The 18,976-nt window shown below is 57.7% G+C and carries 20 protein-coding genes; 5 read left to right on the forward strand and 15 right to left on the reverse strand.

Annotated elements, in window-relative coordinates; translation table 11 throughout:
• The first annotated feature begins 93 nt into the window (after nucleotides 1-93).
• Entirely contained in the window at nucleotides 94-258 is a 165-nt protein-coding gene (locus QWY83_RS12810) for a hypothetical protein (protein ID WP_249946996.1), read from the forward strand.
• A gap of 53 nt (nucleotides 259-311) precedes the next feature.
• Here the strand turns inward: QWY83_RS12810 and QWY83_RS12815 are convergent, their stop codons facing one another.
• Nucleotides 312-665 (reverse strand): DUF6455 family protein, encoded by a 354-nt coding sequence (locus tag QWY83_RS12815; RefSeq protein WP_249946997.1) that lies wholly within the window; start codon nucleotides 663-665, stop codon nucleotides 312-314.
• Nucleotides 666-782: 117 nt separating this feature from the next.
• Here QWY83_RS12815 and QWY83_RS12820 point away from each other — a divergent pair, with 117 nt between their 5' ends.
• The gene (locus QWY83_RS12820; RefSeq protein WP_249946998.1) at nucleotides 783-1,628 is read left to right on the forward strand and encodes an urea carboxylase-associated family protein; all 846 of its coding nucleotides are present in this window, start codon (nucleotides 783-785) and stop codon (nucleotides 1,626-1,628) included.
• A gap of 58 nt (nucleotides 1,629-1,686) precedes the next feature.
• On the opposite strand, the gene QWY83_RS12825 is transcribed toward QWY83_RS12820, so the two are convergent.
• From QWY83_RS12825 to trpS, 10 genes are all read right to left on the reverse strand, one after another.
• Nucleotides 1,687-2,487: a purine-nucleoside phosphorylase gene (locus QWY83_RS12825; RefSeq protein ID WP_249946999.1), complete on the reverse strand. Its 801-nt coding sequence runs from the start codon at nucleotides 2,485-2,487 to the stop codon at nucleotides 1,687-1,689.
• The gene (locus tag QWY83_RS12830) at nucleotides 2,471-3,457 is read right to left on the reverse strand and encodes an ABC transporter permease (protein WP_249947000.1); all 987 of its coding nucleotides are present in this window, start codon (nucleotides 3,455-3,457) and stop codon (nucleotides 2,471-2,473) included. The genes QWY83_RS12825 and QWY83_RS12830 overlap by 17 nt, the downstream gene beginning before the upstream one ends.
• Nucleotides 3,457-4,551 carry an ABC transporter permease gene (locus QWY83_RS12835; RefSeq protein WP_105234315.1) on the reverse strand — a complete coding sequence of 365 codons (1,095 nt, stop codon included), beginning with the start codon at nucleotides 4,549-4,551 and terminating at the stop codon, nucleotides 3,457-3,459. The genes QWY83_RS12830 and QWY83_RS12835 overlap by 1 nt, the downstream gene beginning before the upstream one ends.
• Nucleotides 4,551-6,089, reverse strand: a complete 1,539-nt coding sequence (locus QWY83_RS12840) for an ABC transporter ATP-binding protein (protein ID WP_249947001.1) — start codon at nucleotides 6,087-6,089, stop codon at nucleotides 4,551-4,553. The genes QWY83_RS12835 and QWY83_RS12840 overlap by 1 nt, the downstream gene beginning before the upstream one ends.
• Nucleotides 6,090-6,164: 75 nt before the next feature.
• Entirely contained in the window at nucleotides 6,165-7,160 is a 996-nt protein-coding gene (locus tag QWY83_RS12845) for a BMP family lipoprotein (RefSeq protein WP_249947002.1), read from the reverse strand.
• 157 nt (nucleotides 7,161-7,317) lie between these two features.
• Nucleotides 7,318-7,731, reverse strand: coding sequence for a ribosomal protein S18-alanine N-acetyltransferase (gene rimI / locus QWY83_RS12850; protein WP_290246004.1), 414 nt, complete (start codon nucleotides 7,729-7,731; stop codon nucleotides 7,318-7,320).
• The gene (gene tsaB / locus QWY83_RS12855; protein WP_249947061.1) at nucleotides 7,728-8,324 is read right to left on the reverse strand and encodes a tRNA (adenosine(37)-N6)-threonylcarbamoyltransferase complex dimerization subunit type 1 TsaB; all 597 of its coding nucleotides are present in this window, start codon (nucleotides 8,322-8,324) and stop codon (nucleotides 7,728-7,730) included. The genes rimI and tsaB overlap by 4 nt, the downstream gene beginning before the upstream one ends.
• Nucleotides 8,317-8,877, reverse strand: a complete 561-nt coding sequence (locus QWY83_RS12860; protein WP_067550664.1) for a NifU family protein — start codon at nucleotides 8,875-8,877, stop codon at nucleotides 8,317-8,319. The genes tsaB and QWY83_RS12860 overlap by 8 nt, the downstream gene beginning before the upstream one ends.
• A 78-nt stretch (nucleotides 8,878-8,955) precedes the next feature.
• Entirely contained in the window at nucleotides 8,956-9,411 is a 456-nt protein-coding gene (locus QWY83_RS12865) for a universal stress protein (protein ID WP_067550662.1), read from the reverse strand.
• A gap of 250 nt (nucleotides 9,412-9,661) precedes the next feature.
• A complete protein-coding gene (gene trpS / locus QWY83_RS12870) occupies nucleotides 9,662-10,687 on the reverse strand; it encodes a tryptophan--tRNA ligase (RefSeq protein WP_249947004.1) in 1,026 nt (341 codons plus the stop codon).
• 103 nt (nucleotides 10,688-10,790) lie between these two features.
• Here trpS and QWY83_RS12875 point away from each other — a divergent pair, with 103 nt between their 5' ends.
• Nucleotides 10,791-11,516 (forward strand): rhomboid family intramembrane serine protease, encoded by a 726-nt coding sequence (locus QWY83_RS12875; RefSeq protein WP_249947005.1) that lies wholly within the window; start codon nucleotides 10,791-10,793, stop codon nucleotides 11,514-11,516.
• Here the strand turns inward: QWY83_RS12875 and murJ are convergent.
• The 4 genes from murJ to QWY83_RS12895 all read right to left on the reverse strand — a co-directional run bounded on the left by murJ (nucleotide 11,513) and on the right by QWY83_RS12895 (nucleotide 17,620).
• Nucleotides 11,513-13,054: a murein biosynthesis integral membrane protein MurJ gene (gene murJ / locus QWY83_RS12880; RefSeq protein ID WP_249947006.1), complete on the reverse strand. Its 1,542-nt coding sequence runs from the start codon at nucleotides 13,052-13,054 to the stop codon at nucleotides 11,513-11,515. The genes QWY83_RS12875 and murJ overlap by 4 nt on opposite strands.
• Nucleotides 13,055-13,120: 66 nt before the next feature.
• Nucleotides 13,121-13,651 carry a hypothetical protein gene (locus QWY83_RS12885; protein WP_249947007.1) on the reverse strand — a complete coding sequence of 177 codons (531 nt, stop codon included), beginning with the start codon at nucleotides 13,649-13,651 and terminating at the stop codon, nucleotides 13,121-13,123.
• A complete protein-coding gene (locus QWY83_RS12890; RefSeq protein WP_435404530.1) occupies nucleotides 13,651-16,476 on the reverse strand; it encodes a [protein-PII] uridylyltransferase in 2,826 nt (941 codons plus the stop codon). The genes QWY83_RS12885 and QWY83_RS12890 overlap by 1 nt, the downstream gene beginning before the upstream one ends.
• Nucleotides 16,436-17,620 carry a penicillin-binding protein activator gene (locus QWY83_RS12895; RefSeq protein ID WP_249947008.1) on the reverse strand — a complete coding sequence of 395 codons (1,185 nt, stop codon included), beginning with the start codon at nucleotides 17,618-17,620 and terminating at the stop codon, nucleotides 16,436-16,438. The genes QWY83_RS12890 and QWY83_RS12895 overlap by 41 nt, the downstream gene beginning before the upstream one ends.
• 100 nt (nucleotides 17,621-17,720) lie before the next feature.
• On the opposite strand from QWY83_RS12895, the gene rsmI reads away from it, so the two are divergent.
• Nucleotides 17,721-18,581 carry a 16S rRNA (cytidine(1402)-2'-O)-methyltransferase gene (gene rsmI / locus QWY83_RS12900; protein ID WP_249947009.1) on the forward strand — a complete coding sequence of 287 codons (861 nt, stop codon included), beginning with the start codon at nucleotides 17,721-17,723 and terminating at the stop codon, nucleotides 18,579-18,581.
• Entirely contained in the window at nucleotides 18,581-18,961 is a 381-nt protein-coding gene (locus QWY83_RS12905; RefSeq protein ID WP_105234324.1) for a YraN family protein, read from the forward strand. The genes rsmI and QWY83_RS12905 overlap by 1 nt, the downstream gene beginning before the upstream one ends.
• The last annotated feature ends 15 nt before the right edge of the window (nucleotides 18,962-18,976 follow it).

An 18,976-nucleotide genomic window follows, 5' to 3' on the forward strand; every position in this document is an offset into this window, starting at 1 on the left:
AATCATGCTGCATATGCAGAAAGATAAGTTAATATTCGTTCGTATAGTGCTATGATGTGGTCAGGGCGGAGTATCGAGTGATTGGAGCCTATGATGAACATCGCCATTCGAAATCCAGAGGCTGCTGCAAAAATCGTTCTATCGACTGACGCGATGGAGCAGTGGATTGAATATTACACTTACGAAAAACCTACGAAGATCAAAGCTGTGCGGAATTTACCTGTATTGGATCAAATGTTCGCATATTACGACGCATGATCCAGCCATGACTTTAGACTAAAAAGCCCCGGATGATCCGGGGCCTTATTATTTTATCCGTTGCGGTGTGCGCGATAGGTGCTCGCGTTCGGGCAGAAGGCCATATCTTCGGCAGAGGCTCCATTGGCCAGAGCGGATTTGCAGGCGCCGTTTTCGCCGCAATAGGCGCAGCGACGCGCAACTTCGACTTGTTCACCAGAGGCGCGTAGGCTGTCTACCTTGACATCAAAAAGCCCAGCCATCGCTTCCATTCGCTCAACCTGCTCGGCTGGCATGTTTGCGATCTTTCGCATTTCACCACGTGTGAGGTGCAGTTCGTTCACCGCGTTCAAATCTGGGTTAATGGCATCTTGTTCGATGCGCGCCTGTTCACGGACGTGATCAACAATTTTGGATACGTAAGACATTGGGAGGCACTCCAAATTGGGAACTGGGGCCATTTGAATCCAAAGCGGGGGAATAAACTTGATTGGGATCAAATTGGGCGGGATATTGAGGGTCGATCACTCAGATAGGTTCAAAACGTGTCAAATATCCCAGAAGATGCAGAAAAACGGCGCGCTATCGCTCCGGTAATCTGTTACCCGACCGAAACTTTGCCACGCCCAGCGATGGATTTGTATCGCACGGCGCTCGACTCGGCTGTCGAAGGGCCCGTGGTCATCGTGCCGCCCCGCGATGCAGCGACGATCCGCGTGCCTGCTGGGTCGTTCCTGCGCATCGGCTGCCCTGAAGGGCCTCAGGTCGGTGATTTGAACCTGTTTAACGCGCAGAATCTGGACGAGCGGTTCTATTCTGGGAAAACGCGCGCACTCCACGGTACGCATGTGACCGAAGGCGACCAGCTCTGGTCCTGTTTCCCCTATCTGCGTCCCATTGCGACCGTCGTAGTGGACAGCCTTGCATGGTATGGCGCGGATGAATTTGGTGGGCGTGTGCATGACGTGATCGGCACGCGGTGCGACCCCTACACGGGCCGTGCCTTGGGCGGGGATCACTACCATTACTGCTGTCATTCAAACCTGACGCGTGCCCTAGCAGACGATCAGGGCGTGAGCCTGACCGAGGCCGAACCGCGTGTGCACGATGTGCTGAACGTGTTCATGTGCACAGGCTTTACCCGCGATACGGGCCAGTATTTCATGAAGGCCAGCCCTGTGCGCAAAGGCGACCACCTCGATCTCTTTGCGGAGGTCGATCTGCTGGCCGTGCTGAGTGCATGCCCTGGTGGGGATTGTGGATCGGAGCATTCGTCCGATACAGCGGCCTGTTACCCCCTCTCAATGCAGGTTTTGACGCCAGCTGATGGGGCATTGGAGGGATGGGTGCCGCCGCAGGTCAATTCCTATGATCGGTCCCACGGTCGGTAAGGGTCGCGTGGGGGCGCTGCCCCCACACCCCCGAGATATTTAAAGCACAAAGGCTGGATCAAAGGTCGCGCAGGAAACGGCGGAGGACTTTTTCCAGTTTGGCGGCGCCAAGAGGGGCCATCGCCTTGGTATGTTCGTGGCTGATCGCCTCATCGCTCATGCCTGCGGCCATATTGGTGATGGTCGAGATGGCCGCAGCACGAAGGCCGAGGAAGCGCGCGAGGATGACCTCGGGCACGGTGGACATGCCAACGGCGTCAGCGCCCAGGGTGCGGATCGCACGGATTTCGGCGGGTGTTTCAAACGAAGGGCCAGAATACCATGCATAGATGCCCTGATGCAGGCTGACCTCTTCGTAGGCGGCTGCAAAGAGGAGCTTTTCACGTAAGTCAGGCTCGTAGGCGTCCATCATCGGAACAAAGCGTTTGTCCGAGGGTTCACCGATCAGCGGATTGAGGCCAGAGAAATTGATATGATCCGTCAGCGCCATGATCGAGCCCGTCGGCATATCGGGGCGGAGCGACCCTGCGGCATTGGTCGCGATGACCGTATCAGCGCCGAGTTCGCAGAGGACCTCTAGCGGGATGCGCATTTCATCGGGTTTGCCGCGTTCGTAATAGTGCGCCCGACCACCAAAGACCGCGACGCGCACGCCTTCGAGCGTGCCGATCACGAGGTTTGGGTTGTGGCCCGACACGCCCGCGTGGGGGAACCCCGGTAGTTCGGAGTAGGGGATCGCCACGCCTTCGACCGCGCCAGCGAGGTGGCCTAGGCCAGAGCCGAGGATTAGCCCCAGTTTGACGGGTTCTTTGCCTGCGTGATCGCGGATGATTTTCAGTAGTTTAGCGTTCTTTGACATAGGCTTCTCCGCCCGCGCGCGGCGGGATAGCTTTGCCGACGAAACCAGCAAGCACGATAACGGTTAGGACGTAGGGCAGGGCGTCGAGGACTTGGGTCTGGACGCGGATACCAATGGCCCGTTCGAGGATATCAGGGCGAATGGCGAGGGCCTGCAGGTAGCCAAAGAGCATCGTTGCACCCAAGGCCTGCCACGGACGCCATTTCGCAAAGATCAGCGCGGCGAGGGCGATGTAGCCACGTCCAGCGGTCATCTCACGGACAAAGCCCGCCTGAAGCCCAGTGGACAGGTAAGCGCCCGCAAGTCCGCAGAGCACGCCGCAGATAATCACAGCCGAATAGCGCATGCGATAAACAGAGATACCTGCCGTATCCACCGCGCCCGGATTTTCGCCAACAGCACGGAGGCGCAGGCCGAAGCGGGTGCGATAAAGGGTCCACCAGACGAAGGGCACGATCAGGATGCAGAGGTAAACGATGATCGTGTGACCCGACAGAAGTTCGGAATAGACCTTCATCGGGAGGTCAGCTTTGGCGATGTCGCGGATGCGGGTCAATGCGCCTGGGAATTGGATCGATTCAAAACGGGCTGCACCCGAAAGTGAGGGCGTGCGGCCACCTTCGCCGAACCATGCTTGGGCCGCGACGACGGTGATGCCAGAAGCGAAGAAGTTGATCGCAACGCCAGAAATCAGCTGGTTTCCACGGAAGGTGATCGAGGCGAGCCCGTGCAGGAGCGACAAGATCACCGAGGCCAAAACACCAGCGATGAGGCCCAGCCAAACGCTGCCTGTGGTGAAGGATACGCCAGCCGCGAGGAAGGCCGCGATCAGCATTTTCCCCTCAAGGCCAATGTCGAAAATCCCTGCCCGTTCAGAGTAGAGACCCGCAAGGCAAGCCAGCAGCAACGGTACGCCGAGGCGCACAGTGCCGTCCAGAACCGCAATGTCGAAAAACGCGAGAAGGTCCATCAGTTTGCCCCCTTACGGCCAAATGCCACGAAGAGTTTTTCGATCGGCATGCGCACCATATTGTCGAGCGCGCCTGTGAATAGGATGACGAGTGCTTGGATCACGGTGACCATTTCGCGCGGGATGCGTAGTTCGGCCGACAGCTCTGCGCCGCCTTGGTAGAGGATGCCGAATAGGATCGCGGCGATCAGGATGCCAACGGGGTGGTTGCGGCCCATTAGGGCAACCGCGATGCCGATGAAACCCGCGCCCTCAACCGCGTTGAGAACCAGACGTTCCGCTTCGCCCATGACGTTGTTGATGGCCATCATGCCCGCCAGACCGCCAGAAATGAGCATTGCGATCATGATGATCTTTGTCGGTTTAATGCCCGCATATTTTGCAGCTGTTTCGCTTTGCCCAAAGGCGCGGGTTTCATAGCCGAGCTTGGTTTTCCAAATCAGCGCCCAAACGAACACGCAGGCCAGAAGCGCGATGATCAGGGCAAAGTTCGCAGGGCCACGGTCAGAGAAACTGATGCCAACCGCGCCGAGGATGGCCGAGAGGTTTGGCAGATGCATCGCCTCAGCAAACGATGGGGTTGCGGGTTCCATGCCGCCGGCCTTGATCGGGCCATTCAGGAGGAAGTTCAGCAGCGGGTAGGCCATGTAGTTGAACATGATCGTGGTGATCACGATGTGGCTACCGCGTTTTGCTTGAAGGTAGGCAGGAATTGCCGCCCAAGCCGCGCCAAAGACCGCCGCAGCAACGCCGCCGCCAATCAGTGCGAGTGTCCAATGCGGCCAAGGGATGTAGAGGCAAGCGAGCGCTGCACCGAGGCCGCCGATATAGGCCTGACCTTCTCCGCCGATGTTGAACATGCGTGCGTGATAGGCAACCGCCACGGCAAGGCCCGTGAAGATAAAGTTGGTCGCGTAGTAGAGCGTGTAGGACACATTCGCGCTATTGCCCAACGCGCCTTTGACCATGATGCCGAGCGCATCAATCGGGTTGTGCCCGATCGCCAAAATCACGATGGCAGAGATGATCGCGGCCAAGACCAGCGACAATACAGGGACAAGGACCACATCGGCCCAGTTCGGCATCTTTTGCATCAGGCGGCATCCCCTTGAACACCAGCCATTAGCAGGCCGAGTTCCTGAACATTGGTGTCTTGCGGCAGGCGTTCGCCCATGATCCGTCCGTCAAACATCACAGCGATCCGATCAGAGAGCGACATGATCTCGTCCAGCTCGACTGACACGAGGAGGATCGCTTTGCCTTGGTCGCGTAAGGCGACGATTTGTTTATGAATGAATTCGATTGCGCCGATGTCGACGCCACGGGTTGGCTGACCGATCAGAAGCACATCTGGATTGCGTTCGATCTCACGCGCCACAACGATTTTTTGTTGGTTGCCACCAGAAAAGTTCTTGGCGGCCAAAAGCGGGTTGGGTGGGCGGACGTCAAAACGTTCCATCTTTTCGGCGGTATCTGCCTTGATTGCAGCGTGATCCATAAACAGCGCGTTTTTCTGGTAACGCGGATCGCTGTGGTAGCCGAATGCCGTGTTTTCCCAAGCGGAGAAGTTCATCACCAGACCTTCGCGCTGACGATCCTCTGGCACGTGGGCGATGCCACGTTTGCGGCGGCTTTGTCCGTCGGAGTATTTCCCGGTTAGGTCAATTGGTTGGCCGTTCACTGTGATGGTGCCAGTGCCCTTTTCGTAGCCGCCCAGCACTTCGAGCAGTTCGGACTGACCGTTCCCCGCAACGCCCGCGATGCCGAGGATTTCCCCGGCGCGGATGTTGAACGATACGTTTTTGACACGATGGACGCCCTGCGCGTCGGTGATGTTTAGGTTCTGCACGTCCAGGATCACGTCACCCGGTTTTGCAGGGACCTTATCTACCTGAAGCAGAACCTTGCGGCCGACCATCAGCTCAGCCAACTGGGCGGGATCGGTCTCAGCGGTTTTGACGGTCGCGGTCATTTCCCCGCGACGCATGACCGAAACCGTGTCTGTAATCTCCATGATTTCCCGCAGCTTATGGGTAATCAGAATGATCGTTTTGCCCTCTTCACGAAGACGGCCAAGGATACGGAATAGTTGGTCCGCCTCAGCAGGGGTCAGAACGCCCGTCGGTTCGTCGAGGATCAGAATGTCGGCCTGACGGTAGAGCGCCTTGAGGATCTCAACACGTTGCTGCATCCCGACGCCGATCTCTTCGATAATCGCATCTGGGTCCACGTGGAGTTCGTATTCTTCGGACAGCTGCTTTAGCTCTTTGCGCGCTTTGGTCAGCGACGGGCGCAGCAAAAAACCGTCCTCAACGCCCAAGATGACGTTTTCGAGGACGGTGAAATTCTCAACCAGTTTAAAGTGCTGGAACACCATCCCGATACCTGCCGCAATTGCCGCTTGACTGTCTGGGATGTCGGTCTTTTGCCCGTTGATGAATACCTCGCCCGCGTCCGCCTTGTAGAACCCATAAAGAATCGACATGAGCGTGGATTTCCCCGCGCCGTTTTCCCCAATGATCCCATGGATCGTGCCGGGCATAACGCGAATGGAAATGTCTTTGTTTGCCTGAACTGGCCCAAAGGCCTTGGAAATTCCGACGAGTTCGATGGCAGGTGCGGGTGCGGTCATTCTCTGTCCCTCGGGCAGATAGAAAAGCCGCGCCGGATAATAACGGCGCGGCCCAATATGCGTGGATCGTTCGACTTAGAAGTCGAGGACTGGGCAGGTTTCGTCCGACATGTAGTCGTGAACAACCAGCTCGCCCGATGCGATCTGAGCCGATGCCGCGTCAACAGCGGCTTTCATTTCGTCGGTGATCAGGTCAGCGTTGTTTTCGTCGAGCGCATAACCAACGCCACCGTTCGACAGACCCATCACGTTGAAGCCTGCCTCGAGGTCAGCGCCTGCTTTGAAGGCGTCATAAACTGCGTTATCAACGCGCTTCATCATCGAGGTCAGAACCGAACCCGGGTGCATGTAGTTCTGGTTGGAGTCGACGCCGATCGAATAGACGCCTTGGTCCGCTGCTGTTTGCAGAACGCCAACGCCAGTGCCGCCAGCCGCAGCGTAGATCACGTCAGCGCCTTGGCTGATCTGTGCGAGGGTGAGTTCCGAACCTTTTACCGGATCGTTCCATGCAGCAGGGGTGGTGCCGGTCATGTTTGCGATGACGGTCGCGTCAGGGTTCACAGCCAGCGCGCCTTGAGCGTAGCCACATGCGAATTTGCGGATGAGCGGGATGTCCATGCCGCCGATAAAGCCAACAGTGCCGTCCTCAGACGCCATCGCAGCCAGCATGCCAACGAGGTACGAACCTTCGTGTTCGTTGAACACAACCGACTGAACGTTCGGCGCATCAACAACCATGTCGATGATCGAGAACTTCAGGTCAGGGTATTCAGGTGCAACAGCTGCGAGTGGGGTTGCCCAAGAGAAGCCAGCCATGACAATCGGGTTGTTGCCGTCTTCGGCAAAACGACGGATCGCCTGTTCACGCTGTGCGTCCGAGGTGATTTCGAATTCAGCAAAGCTGCCGCCGGTTTCTTCGGCCCAGCGGGTTGCGCCGCCGAATGCTGCTTCGTTGAAGGATTTGTCGAATTTGCCGCCAAGGTCAAAAATGATTGCCGGATCGGCCAGCGCAGCGCCTGCGGACAGAGCAAGGGCAGCAGATGCGCCGAGGAATTTTGTGACGAGGGTCATTTAGTATCTCCCAACTGGTTTTGCCCCGGAGCCGCAGCGGCCCGCGTGGGCGGACATCTCTCGTGTCTGCTGGAATTAGGGCTGTTTACGCTCTGGGGGTCAACCGGATTCTAACGTCACTTGGTGTCGCTTTGATCAGATGATCAATAATTTAGCGTTATGAGAGCGGTAATTGGAGCAAAAGCGCATCAATCCGCGCACCTTCGGGTGTTCTGTAGTAATCTTTACGAAATCCCGAATCGACAAAACCGACAGAGCGGTAAAGCCCGATGGCTGTTGCGTTATTCGCTGCAACCTCAAGAAACATATTTTCTGCGCCGCGCTCTTTTGCCGTGTGGAGTGCGAGTTCCAGCAGTCCGCGCCCTTCGCCAGTGCCGCGCGCAGAAGGTGCCACGCAGATCGTCAATAGTTCCGCCTCGTCCAGAACAACGCGGATCACGGCAAAACCGTTCTCTGACGTGATACATGTCGTAAACCTGTCGTCCATCATCCCCCGGAGTTCATCCGCTGACCACGGTCGTGGCGTCGAAAAACACTCCGCGTGAATTTGGGCGAGCGCGTCGGCGTTCACGGAAGGATCACCGGTGCAGGGTCGCGCGGGGGGGCTGCATCCGCCGCCCGCACATAGAGCGGCGCAGGGCGTGGTTGGGTCTGGCCCAAACGCCCTGCCGCGACGCGGGCAATGTTTGCAACGTGATCGGCGGCACTCAGCACAGGCGCGATAGGCCCATCGATGGGATGATCCGCAACTACGATCATTTCGGGCGCTTGTGGACCATCAACGGTGAAATGCTGGAGGTATGCGCTGCCCCGTGGGGCGTCGATCAGTGCTGTGATGGGGAGGGGCAGGCCATGCGTCAGCGCCTCAAACCCATTCACCCCAATCGCGGGGATCGATAGGCCGAGGGCCAGACCACGCGCCGCTGACACGGAAATGCGGATGCCCGTAAAATTACCAGGCCCAGTGCCGACACCGATCGCATCCAGATCGGACCACGTGAGCCCCGCGTCTGACAGAACCTCGGTCAACATCGGCATCAAATGCTCTGCCTGACCCTTGGCCATTTCGTCGATGCGGGTGGTGATCGTGTCACCCTGTAACAAAGCGGCGGCGCAATGCGCCGCCGATGTATCAAATGCCAGTATCGTTGGTGACTTAGGCAGCAACGGGGCGCACCTCGAGCACTTCGGGAATGTAGTGGCGCAGCAGGTTCTCAATGCCCATTTTCAGGGTCAGGGTCGAAGACGGGCACCCCGCGCAGGCACCCTGCATGTGCAGGTAAACGATGCCGCGATCAAAGCCATGGAACGTGATGTCGCCGCCGTCTTGAGCCACCGCAGGACGCACACGGGTGTCGAGCAGTTCTTTGATCTGATTGACGATATCGGTGTCTTCTTCGCTATGGTTGTCCGCGTGACCGCCAGAGCCTTCGCCGCTCATCACAGCAGCGCCAGATTGGAAATGCTCCATGATCGCGCCAAGGATCGCTGGCTTGATATGGTCCCATTCAACGCTGTCGGATTTGGTCACGGTCACAAAGTCAGTGCCAAAGAACACACCGCTTACGCCGTCGATTCCGAAAATACGGGAAGCAAGCGGGGATTGAGCAGCCGCGTCAGCGGTCGGGAAATCGGCGGTGCCAACTTCGAGAACGGCCTGACCAGGCAGGAATTTCAGTGTCGCCGGGTTCGGCGTGGATTCGGTCTGGATAAACATGGAAGCCAACCTTTTCTGTCGGACTTACATATCTGCCCTCAGGGCATCGAAGTCAAGGTTTAGAATGGTTCTAAACTCTTATGTGATCGCTTCGAGCTTTTCTTTGCTCAAATCACCGGGCACGACGGTGATCGGAATCGGCAGGCTCCCAGATTGGCGCGAAAGCTGCGTCACCAATGGGCCCGGTCCCTTTTTGTCATTCCCCGCGCCGAGGACGAGAACGCCGATGGATTGGTCCTCTTCGATCACCGACAAGATTTCGGTCACGGCTTCGCCTTCGCGGATGATCAGCTCGGGATCGACGCCCTGTTTGTCGCGCATCCATTTCGCAAAGACCTCAAAATGGGCGACAATCCGTTCGCGCGCTTCTTCGCGCATGATCTCGCCCACACCGATCCAGTGATTGAATTCTTCGGGTGCGATGATCGACAGGATCGCAACCCCTGCGCCTGTATGAGAGGCACGCATCGCGGCAAAGCGCATCGCGTTCAAGCATTCACGGCTATCGTCCAAAACGACAAGAAACTTACGCATCGGGTCCCCCTTTGGCGGGATATTGACGCAATGGCTGGGGCGAGGCAACGACTATCGCTGATCCAGATAAGAGGCGCGTCCAGCTGGGGAGAACTGGACGCGCGCAACTTTACCGACTGGGACGTGTCGGTTGACACCATGCGGCCAGGACAAATGACGCACGGTTGAACTCAGGATGGGGTGAGTTCGATTCAATAATGTGACGTTGGGTCAACGTTGATGTCGCCGTAGCGACACCAACTGTGGGTTGTTACCCGCGCAAAAGACCGACGATATCGTAGGTCTGTTTCAGGATCGGCTGCGCGATTTCGCGTGCGCGATCAGCACCGCGGGTCAAAATGCGGTCGATTTCTGCGGGATCGTCCATCAGGCGTTTCATCTCGGTCGAAATCGGCGCGAGCTTTTCAACGGCCAAATCAGCAAGGGCAGGTTTGAACTTGCCCCAACCTTCGCCACCGAACTCTGCAATCACTTGTTCGTTGGTTTGGTCGTTCAGTGCAGCGTAGATGTTAACCAAGTTCCGCGCCTCTGGGCGATCTGCCAGACCTTCGACGGTTTCTGGCAGAGCCTCGGCATCGCTTTTGGCTTTCTTGAACTTCTTCGCGATGGTGTCGGCATCATCGGTCATGTTGATGCGTTCCATATCGCTCTCGCCCGACTTGGACATCTTTTTCGACCCGTCGCGCAGGTTCATGACGCGCATGGCGGGGCCTTCGATGACGGGGGTGGTTTCAGGGAAGAAATCCACCTTGAAGTCGTGGTTGAACTTTTTCGCGATGTCGCGGGTCAGTTCGACGTGCTGCTTTTGGTCCTCGCCCACGGGAACGTGGGTCGCGTGGTAGAGCAGGATGTCAGCCGCCATCAGCGACGGATAGGCATAAAGGCCAAGCGACGCTTTTTCCGCGTCTTTGCCCGAACCCGCCTTGTCCTTGAACTGGGTCATGCGGTTCATCCAGCCGACGCGGGCCACACAGTTGAAAATCCAGCCGAGCTCGGCATGGCCAGACACTTGAGCCTGATTGAAGAGGATCGACTGTTCAGGATCGATCCCAGAGGCGAGGTAGCCAGCAGCCACTTCGCGTGTCGCATTTGCCAATTCTTTGGGGTCTTGCCAGACGGTGATCGCGTGGAGGTCCACCACGCAATAGATCGTCTCGAACTGGCCGCCCTGCATATCTACAAACCGCTTGATCGCGCCGAGATAGTTGCCAAGGGTCAACCCGCCCGAGGGTTTGATGCCAGAGAACACACGCGGTGTGAATTTGGTATCGGTCATCGTCAAACCTTCCGGGGCTGGATTAAAAGTCGGCGAAGGCTTACCGAGGGGGGCAAGTCCCGTCAATGCGAAGCGGGCAGATAGAGGCAAGGAAGACAGAGATATGGAACGCGAAAGCCTGTTGAACGACATTCCGAACACCGCTGCTGTGCTGGCGTTGTTGATCGCTGGCGTGGAAATCCTGATGCAACTGGCGGGGTCGGGGGTCTTAGCGGGGGCGGCTGGGATCGGTTGGCGGGCGGATACGGTCACCGATTTCGGGTTCTTCCCCGCCGTTCAACACGAGATGTTTGCGCGTGGCCTGTTCGTTCCTGAATTCCTCTGGCGTTACGTGACCTATCCATTCATCCATTCGGGTTTCACCCACGCATTTTTCGCCATGGCGATCGTATTGGCCTTGGGCAAATTTGTCGGCGAACGCTGGCACTGGGCGTCGATGCTGTCGGTGTTCGTCGTTCCCAGCATCGTGGCCGCGATGGTGTTTGGCCTTGTGGCCCCTGAAAACTGGCCGCTCTATGGCGCCTATCCTCCGATCTACGGGCTGATCGGCGCGTTTTCCTACATGATGTGGATGCGGCTCGGTCAAACGGGACAAAACCGTTGGCGGGCGTTTTCCATGATCGGCATGCTTTTGATCATTCAGGTCATGTGGGGCCTGATGCTCAAGATTTTTGCCGTTTTGGGCATGGGTGGAGATGCCACGCCGATGGTGTTCTACGTTGGCGTGGCCGATATGGCTGGGTTCTTTGCGGGGCTTTTGTTGTCGCCGCTCGTTGGTCCGGGCGGATGGGCAGCATTCGTCAACCGCATCCGCCAGCGCAGCGATTAACCACGTTTCATCGCGCGTTTGAACTCTGACAGTTTGAACGCGCCGATCATTTGGCCGCTGATGAAATAGGCGGCCATGCCGATCCCGATTAGCACAAAGAGCGCGAGATACCGCCAGAGCGGCAGGCCAAGCGCAGGCGTCAGCACCACGGCAGCGCCCCAAAGCACAACGCCCATCATCACCGACGCTAGGCAAATCCGCCCAAAACGGCTCTTGAACCGATCGTCAAAGGTGGCGGCTTCGCCCATGTTGCGGGACTTTACCCAGAGGAAAACGACAGTCGCCCAGCCAGACAAGGTGGTGCCAATGGCCGCTGCGATAAAGCCGATGTAGGGCATCAGGCCAATCGCGACGGTGGCATTCACGATCAGGGATACCAGCGCGATATAGAACGGACGGCGGGTGTCTTCGCGTGCAAAGAACAACGGCTGCAGCGCCTTTTGCATCACGAACCCGGGCAGGCCGAGGCCATAGACCGCCACCGCAATCGCCGTTGCCATCGTGTCATCGGTGCCAAACGCGCCGCGTTGGTAGAGCACTTGAACCAGCGGGATCGGGATCACCATCAAAGCGACCGCCGCAGGGATCGTCAGCGCCAGAGACATCTCGCACGCGCGGTTGAACGCATCACGCCCGCCTTCGGTGTCACCAGCGCGCAAACGACGGGATAGGTCGGGCAAAAGAACCACGCCAATCGCGATGCCGACGACGCCCAAGGGCAGTTGATAGAGCCGGTCCGCATAAGACAGCCACGCCACAGCGCCGTCGTAGAAACTCGCGACCTGACGACCGACCAGCAGGTTGATCTGCACCACACCACCCGCCAGCGCTGCAGGGGCAGCGATAATGGCGAGCCGCTTTAGGTCTGGCGTCATCTTGGGACGGCTGAATGTCAGCGTAAATCCCGCCTTCTTTGCAGCAACCCAAACCAGTGCCATTTGCCCGATCCCAGCAAAGGGAACGGTCCACGCCAATGTGTCCCCAATCGGCCACCCCATGATGGTCGCGAGGATCATCGCACTGACGAAAAAAATGTTCAGGAATACGGGCGCGGCGGCGGCAGCGGTGAACCGACCGATAGAGTTCAAAACACCCGACAACAGTGCGGCGAGGGAAATGAACAGGATATAGGGGAATGCGATCCGACCGTAGAGAACCGCGAGGTCAAACCGCTCGTCCCCTTGAAACCCAGAGGCCATCGCCAGCACGAGCCACGGCATCGCGACCATCGCAATCACGGTAAAGACGATCAGAACGCTCGCCAGACCTGTAAACGCGTCATTGGCAAACTTCGCCGCGTCCTCGTCGCCTTCGACCTTTTTGGAGAACATCGGCACAAAGGCCATGTTGAACGCCCCTTCGGCAAAGAACCGACGGAACACGTTGGGCAGGGAAAACGCGATCAGAAACGCCTCAGCCACGGGGCCTGTGCCCAGATAGGCCGCGATCATAATGTCCCGCGCGAACCCCAAAACACGAGAGAGCAGGGTCCACAGTCCAACCGTCAGAAAGCCAGAAACAAGGCGAATGGGTTTCATTTAGAAGTCCAAAAGTAAAATTCCCCGCCTTCTAGCATGAATGCCGATTGGAATGTCAGGCCAATCTTAGTGAGGAATGACAATCTTAATCTCGGTGCGCACGAGCGACCAGTTTTCGACAATAGCGGTGAGGTCGGTGGGGCGCTCAACTCGGCTTATCATAATGCCCCAGCGCCTCGGGTCGTTGAGACTGTACTGGGCCCAAAATTTGAATAGATCGAAGCTATCTAGTTCCGCTTTCGGGTCGAAGGTGAGTTGCGGAAACGCCTTTGCCAGATAGTCCGCAACTGCCAATTCGAATTGTTCTCGGTCCTCATTATTAAAAAGGTTTTCACCCTCGAACACAGCGCAGCGCGAGTGCTGAACCTCTGCAAAGGTTTTCGACGCGCCGTCCCAGATCATCTCAGGCGGTGCTTTACCTTCGAACGCCTCTCGTGCAGCCTCGGATACGAAATTCCCATCATATGCGGATCGGCAGACACGATCAAAATGCGCGATCATGGCCTCGACGCGATGTGCGCTTTGATACGCAGATCGCGCCACCATCCCGATCGCTAGCCCCACGGCGACTACCGCGAGGGTTTTCGCATATCGCATCAGCTTACCTTCGCCCGCTCCACGCCCTGAACGATTGCTTCGCGCAATTTCTTCTCAAGCGCTTGCCTACGGCTCTCTTGGTGGAATTTCAGGCCGAACATATCTTTGACGTAGAAGGTATCGACAACCTGTTCGCCGTAGGTCGCGATCACGGCAGAAGCGATGTAGACGTTGTTCGCAGCAAGCGTGCGTGTGAGGTCGTGTAAGAGGCCCGCGCGGTCACGGGTATCCACCTCGATGATCGTGTAGAGGTCCGATCCTTCGTTATCAAAGGTGATATGGGTCTGAACGCGGAAGGCCTGCTCGCGCTTCTTGATCTTGTCTTTGTCCTTGAGCGCCTCGCGGGTGATTACCTCACCTTTGAGGGTGCGTTCGATCATCTGGCGCAGGCGCGGCATGCGAGCCTTTTCATAGGGATGCCCCTCGGCATCCTGAATCCAGAAAATCGCGGTCGCATAGCCGTCTTTGGACGTATAGGTGCGCGCATCCACAACGTTCGCCCCAACAAGTGCCAGCGCACCTGTCATGCGGCTGAACAGACCTGGATGGTCGGCCATTGCGAAACAAGCGCGCGTCGCGTCACGATCGTGGTCCAGCTCCATATCGATGCGGATTTCCACATCCGAAATGTCGTGCAGCAGTTTCGCAAAGATAACTTGAGCCGAGGCGGGCAGGCCCTGCCAATAGGGACCATAGTGACGCCCGAGTTCCGTGCGAACATCCTTGGCATCCCAATCGGTCAATGCCTCGCGCAGCGCTTTCTTGGCTTCGTTTTCGCGGGCGTCGCGGTTGATTTCTTCCATCCCGCTTTCCAGCGCGATTTTGGTCAACTGGTGAAGATCACGCAGAAGCATGGCCTTCCAGTTGTTCCACGTTCCCGGACCAACGCCGCGAATATCGCAAACGGTCAGAACGGTCAGCAGGTCGAGCCGTTTGACCGACTTCACCGCCTTTGCGAAATCGCGCACGGTGCGCGGCTCTGACAGGTCCCGCTTTTGCGCGGTGTCGGACATCAAGAGGTGATACCGAACGAGCCATTCGACAGTCTCGGACTCCTCTTTGGTCAGACCCAGACGCGGACAGATCTTGCGGGCCATCTGTGCGCCGAGGATCGAGTGATCTTCGGGACGACCCTTGCCGATGTCATGGAGCAGAAGCGCGACATAGATAACCTTGCGGTTCACGCCTTCCTTCAGGATGCCAGAGGCGACGGGCAGTTCTTCGACCAGTTCCCCGCGTTCGATCTGCGCGAGGTGGCTGATACATTGGATGATGTGCTCGTCCACGGTGTAGCTGTGATACATGTTGAATTGCATCATTGCGACGATCGGTGCGAACTCGGGTAGGAAGGCGGCCAGAACGCCCAGTTCGTTCATCCGACGCAACGCCCGTTCGGGGTTCCCGTGTTTCAGCATAAGGTCGAGGAAGATGCGGATCGCCTCTTTGTCGTCGCGCACGCTGTCGTCGATCAAATCAAGGTTCGCCGCCAACAGGCGCATGGCCTCTGGGTGCAGCAAGGTGCCGGTGCGGAGCGCTTCTTCAAAGATGCGCAGCATGTTCACCTTATCGGCAAAAAATGCCTTTTCATCCGCGACCGTCAGGCGGTTCTGTTTGATCGCATAAGGCGGACGTGCCTTGCGACGGCGGGTCAGCAGCCGCTGCAACATCGGCTCTGGTTTTGCGTGCTGGGCCTCTAGCGCGGTCAAAAAGATGCGGGTCAATTCACCCACGCGCGTGGCGTGGCGGAAATAATCCTGCATAAAGTGCTCAACGCCCCGCCGACCTGCGCTGTCGTGGTATCCCATGCGCGATGCCACTTCGACCTGCAGGTCAAAGGTTAACTGATCCATCGCCCGCGCGGAAATCAAATGCAGGTGGCATCGGACAGCCCAGAGGAATTCCTCGGCCTGAAGGAAGGTCGTATATTCCTCAGGAGTAAATACGCCGCGATCCACCAGTTCTGCCGTGGTCTGCACCTTGTTCACGTATTTCGCGATCCAGAACAATGACTGCAAATCGCGAAGGCCGCCTTTGCCCTCTTTGACGTTTGGCTCAACCACATATCGCTGACCGCCCTGCTTGCGGTGGCGTTCAGCGCGTTCTTCTAGCTTGGCTTCAACGAAATCGGTGGCCGTGGTGGAAAACAGTTCGCTCCAGAGTTTGTCGTTGAGCGACTTTGCGAGATCTTCGTCACCGTCGAGGAACCGAAACTCCACCAGCGAGGTGCGGATGGTGTAATCCTCGCGGGCAAGCCTGAGACAGTCCTTGATCGTGCGGCTCGCGTGGCCGACCTTCAGCCGCAAATCCCACAGCATATAGAGCATGGATTCAATCAAGCTCTCCGCCCAAGGGGTGATCTTGTAGGGCGTGACGAACAGCAGATCGACGTCCGAATGAGGCGCCATTTCACCCCGTCCGTAGCCACCCACCGCAACAATAGCGAGCCGTTCTCCATCGGTGGGAGAGTTCAGCTTGTGCAGCCGAGTGCGCGCGACGTCATAGACGGTCTTCACCAGATAGTCGGTGAGCATCGTGTAGGACCGCGTCACTGGACGGGCGTCAAATGGGCGTTCCACGAATGCAGCCTCAATTGCAGCCACGCCTTTTTTGCGGGCCGCGATCAGGACGTCAACCACCGCCTTACGGATCGCCATCGCGTCCGTGAGGTCAGCCAATTTCGCGTCGATCTCTGCCTGAACGGCAAGTTCGTCAAAGATGTCTACCGCAGCGCAAATCAGCCCTATGGCAGAGGTTTCATCGGGGGCCTGAGTGAGGAGGGTCGGCTCAGAAGCCGAGTCCCGCAAAGCTTCTTGGGGCAGGTTCAAGGATTACCACCTGATTATTCTGAATTTGAGCGATCGCAAGCGCACGCTGGTTTGTGCCGTTGGGCAGCAGGCGGAACACGCCCTGTGTGCCTTGGAACCCTTGCGATTGAGTGAGGCCAGCAACCGAAAGGGCTTCGGGGTTGCCTTGGGCAAGGAGCGCGCCGATGGCGGCGATCCCGTCAAAGGCCAGACCTGCTAGCGGATGTGGATTTTGCCCATAGGCCGCGGCGTAACGCGATTCAAAGAGGGAAATCATCTGCGTGTCAGGTATCGCGAAAATACCACCCTGAAGACCCGGCAGAGCAAGCGCCTGAGGGGTCACATCCCAACGGGTCAGGCCGATGTATTGGGTGACAGTTGGATCAATTCCTTGTTCTGGCAGTGCAGTTGCGATCAGCGGTAGGTCAGCATTGACGCCGCCTGTCAAAAAGACCGCCTGCGATCCCGAGCTGCGGATCGAATTGGCAATCGGGCCAGCCGCCGAAATAATACCCTGCTGGGTCATCGGGTAGCTCTGCACGCTGCCCACAGTTTTGCCACCGTTGCGAACCGCATTGGCAATCGCATCACGGCCAACGGCGCCTTGAAGGTCGTCGCCGTGTACGATGCTGAAATTCTGGATACCTTTGGTACCCGCATAGGACACGAGACGGTTTGCGGTGTTGTCAAAGGTCGGCCCGAGGACAAACACGTTGTTGCCTGCGATGGACGAGTTGTTCGAAAACGCCAGAACGTTCACGCCACGATTGGCAACCGCGATACCCGCCGCGTTCGCCGCTTCGGCGTAAAGGGGCCCGAGGATGATCTTCGCGCCATCATTCACGGCCTGCGTCGCAACAGTCGCCGCCTGTTCAGGTGACGCGCCCGTGTTGTAGACGCGCAGGTCAATTTGCACGCCCTGAAGGTCCGCAATGGCCATCCGCGCCGCATTCTCGAGGTTCGATGCAAGGAAGCTATCCGATTCGACGCCTGACCCACCGGGCACCAAAAGCGCCACTGTGACAGGTTTTGTCGGATCGACACGCATTCCACCACCCACTCCGTTCGAGACGGGGATCGGCTCACAGGCAGCAACCCAAGCGATGGAAAACAAAACGAAAATCCGTGCGGCCACCTGTTTGGCGGTGCGAGCAAATGCGAACATGAATATCTTACTCCTCTTGCATCGGGCGCCATGGATACGGCAGACCGATAGGACAAATCTCCTGGGCGTATCATAGGCCCCACAACCAGAGGGTCCAGCGATGAATCACCGCAACACGCCGTTAACCGCAGGTCTGTATCTGGTGGCAACACCTATCGGCTCTGCCCGCGATATCACTCTGCGATCGCTCGATATTTTGGCCTCCTGTGACCTGATCGTGGCCGAGGATACCCGAACCGCCCGTAAATTGCTCGATATCCATGGCGTGCCGCTCAACGGTCGGCGCATGATCGCCTATCATGACCACTCTGGTGACAACTCTGTCCAAGGCATCGTAAAGCTCATCGCCGAAGGAAAATCGGTAGCCTATGTATCCGAGGCTGGAACGCCTCTCGTCGCTGACCCAGGGTTCGAACTGGGCCGCGAAGTCATCGCCCAAGGCCTAACCGTGACCGCAGCCCCCGGTGCCTCGGCCGTATTGGCAGCGCTGACTGTCTCTGGTCTGCCGACCGATCGGTTCATGTTCGCGGGGTTCCTGCCCGCCGCGCGCGCCCAACGCCAAACCGAAATCGCCGCGTTGCGGGACATGCCGTTAACCATGATTTTTTATGAGAGTCCGAAACGGATTCAAGAAATGTTAGAAGATTTGAGGGAGATTCTGGGGGGATCGCGGGATGTCGCGGTCTGTCGGGAACTGACCAAAAAGTTTGAAGAAGTGACGCGCGGCACGCTGGATGAGGTGATCGACGTCTACGATGGGCGCAGCGTCAAAGGTGAATTGGTGGTTCTGGTCGGACGGGCTGGTGCCACCGATGTTGAAGAGATGGATGTGGAAACGGCTTTGCGTCAGGCAATGGAAACCATGCGCGTTAAAGATGCCGCTACAGCGGTGGCGGGCGCGCTGGGCCTACCGAAACGGCAGGTTTACCAAATTGCGCTGGGCCTTTCGAAGGAGGACTAATGGGCGTGGCTCTGCGGAAATCGGAACGTGGTCAGCGGGCGTATCATGCGGGCCTTGCCGCCGAAGGGATCGTCGAACGGGACTATTTGCGTCGCGGGCAGACCATTGCAGCGCGGCGGTGGCGCGGTCGGTATGGCGAAATTGATCTGATTTGTCGTGACGGGGATCGGATCGTTTTTGTCGAGGTTAAACAGAGCAAATCCCACGATCAGGCGGTGTCGCACATCACCCGTCGGCAAATGCAACGGATCTGCGCTAGTGCCACGGATTATGTGACAGGCGAACCCAAGGGGCAGCTGACACCAATGCGAATTGATGTGGCGTTGGTTGATGGAACTGGTGCGATAAAGGTGATCGAGAACGCATCAATGATGTGGTAGCCATTGAAGGGCGGG

Source organism: Marivivens donghaensis, assembly GCF_030410045.1.
Classification (GTDB): domain Bacteria; phylum Pseudomonadota; class Alphaproteobacteria; order Rhodobacterales; family Rhodobacteraceae; genus Marivivens; species Marivivens donghaensis.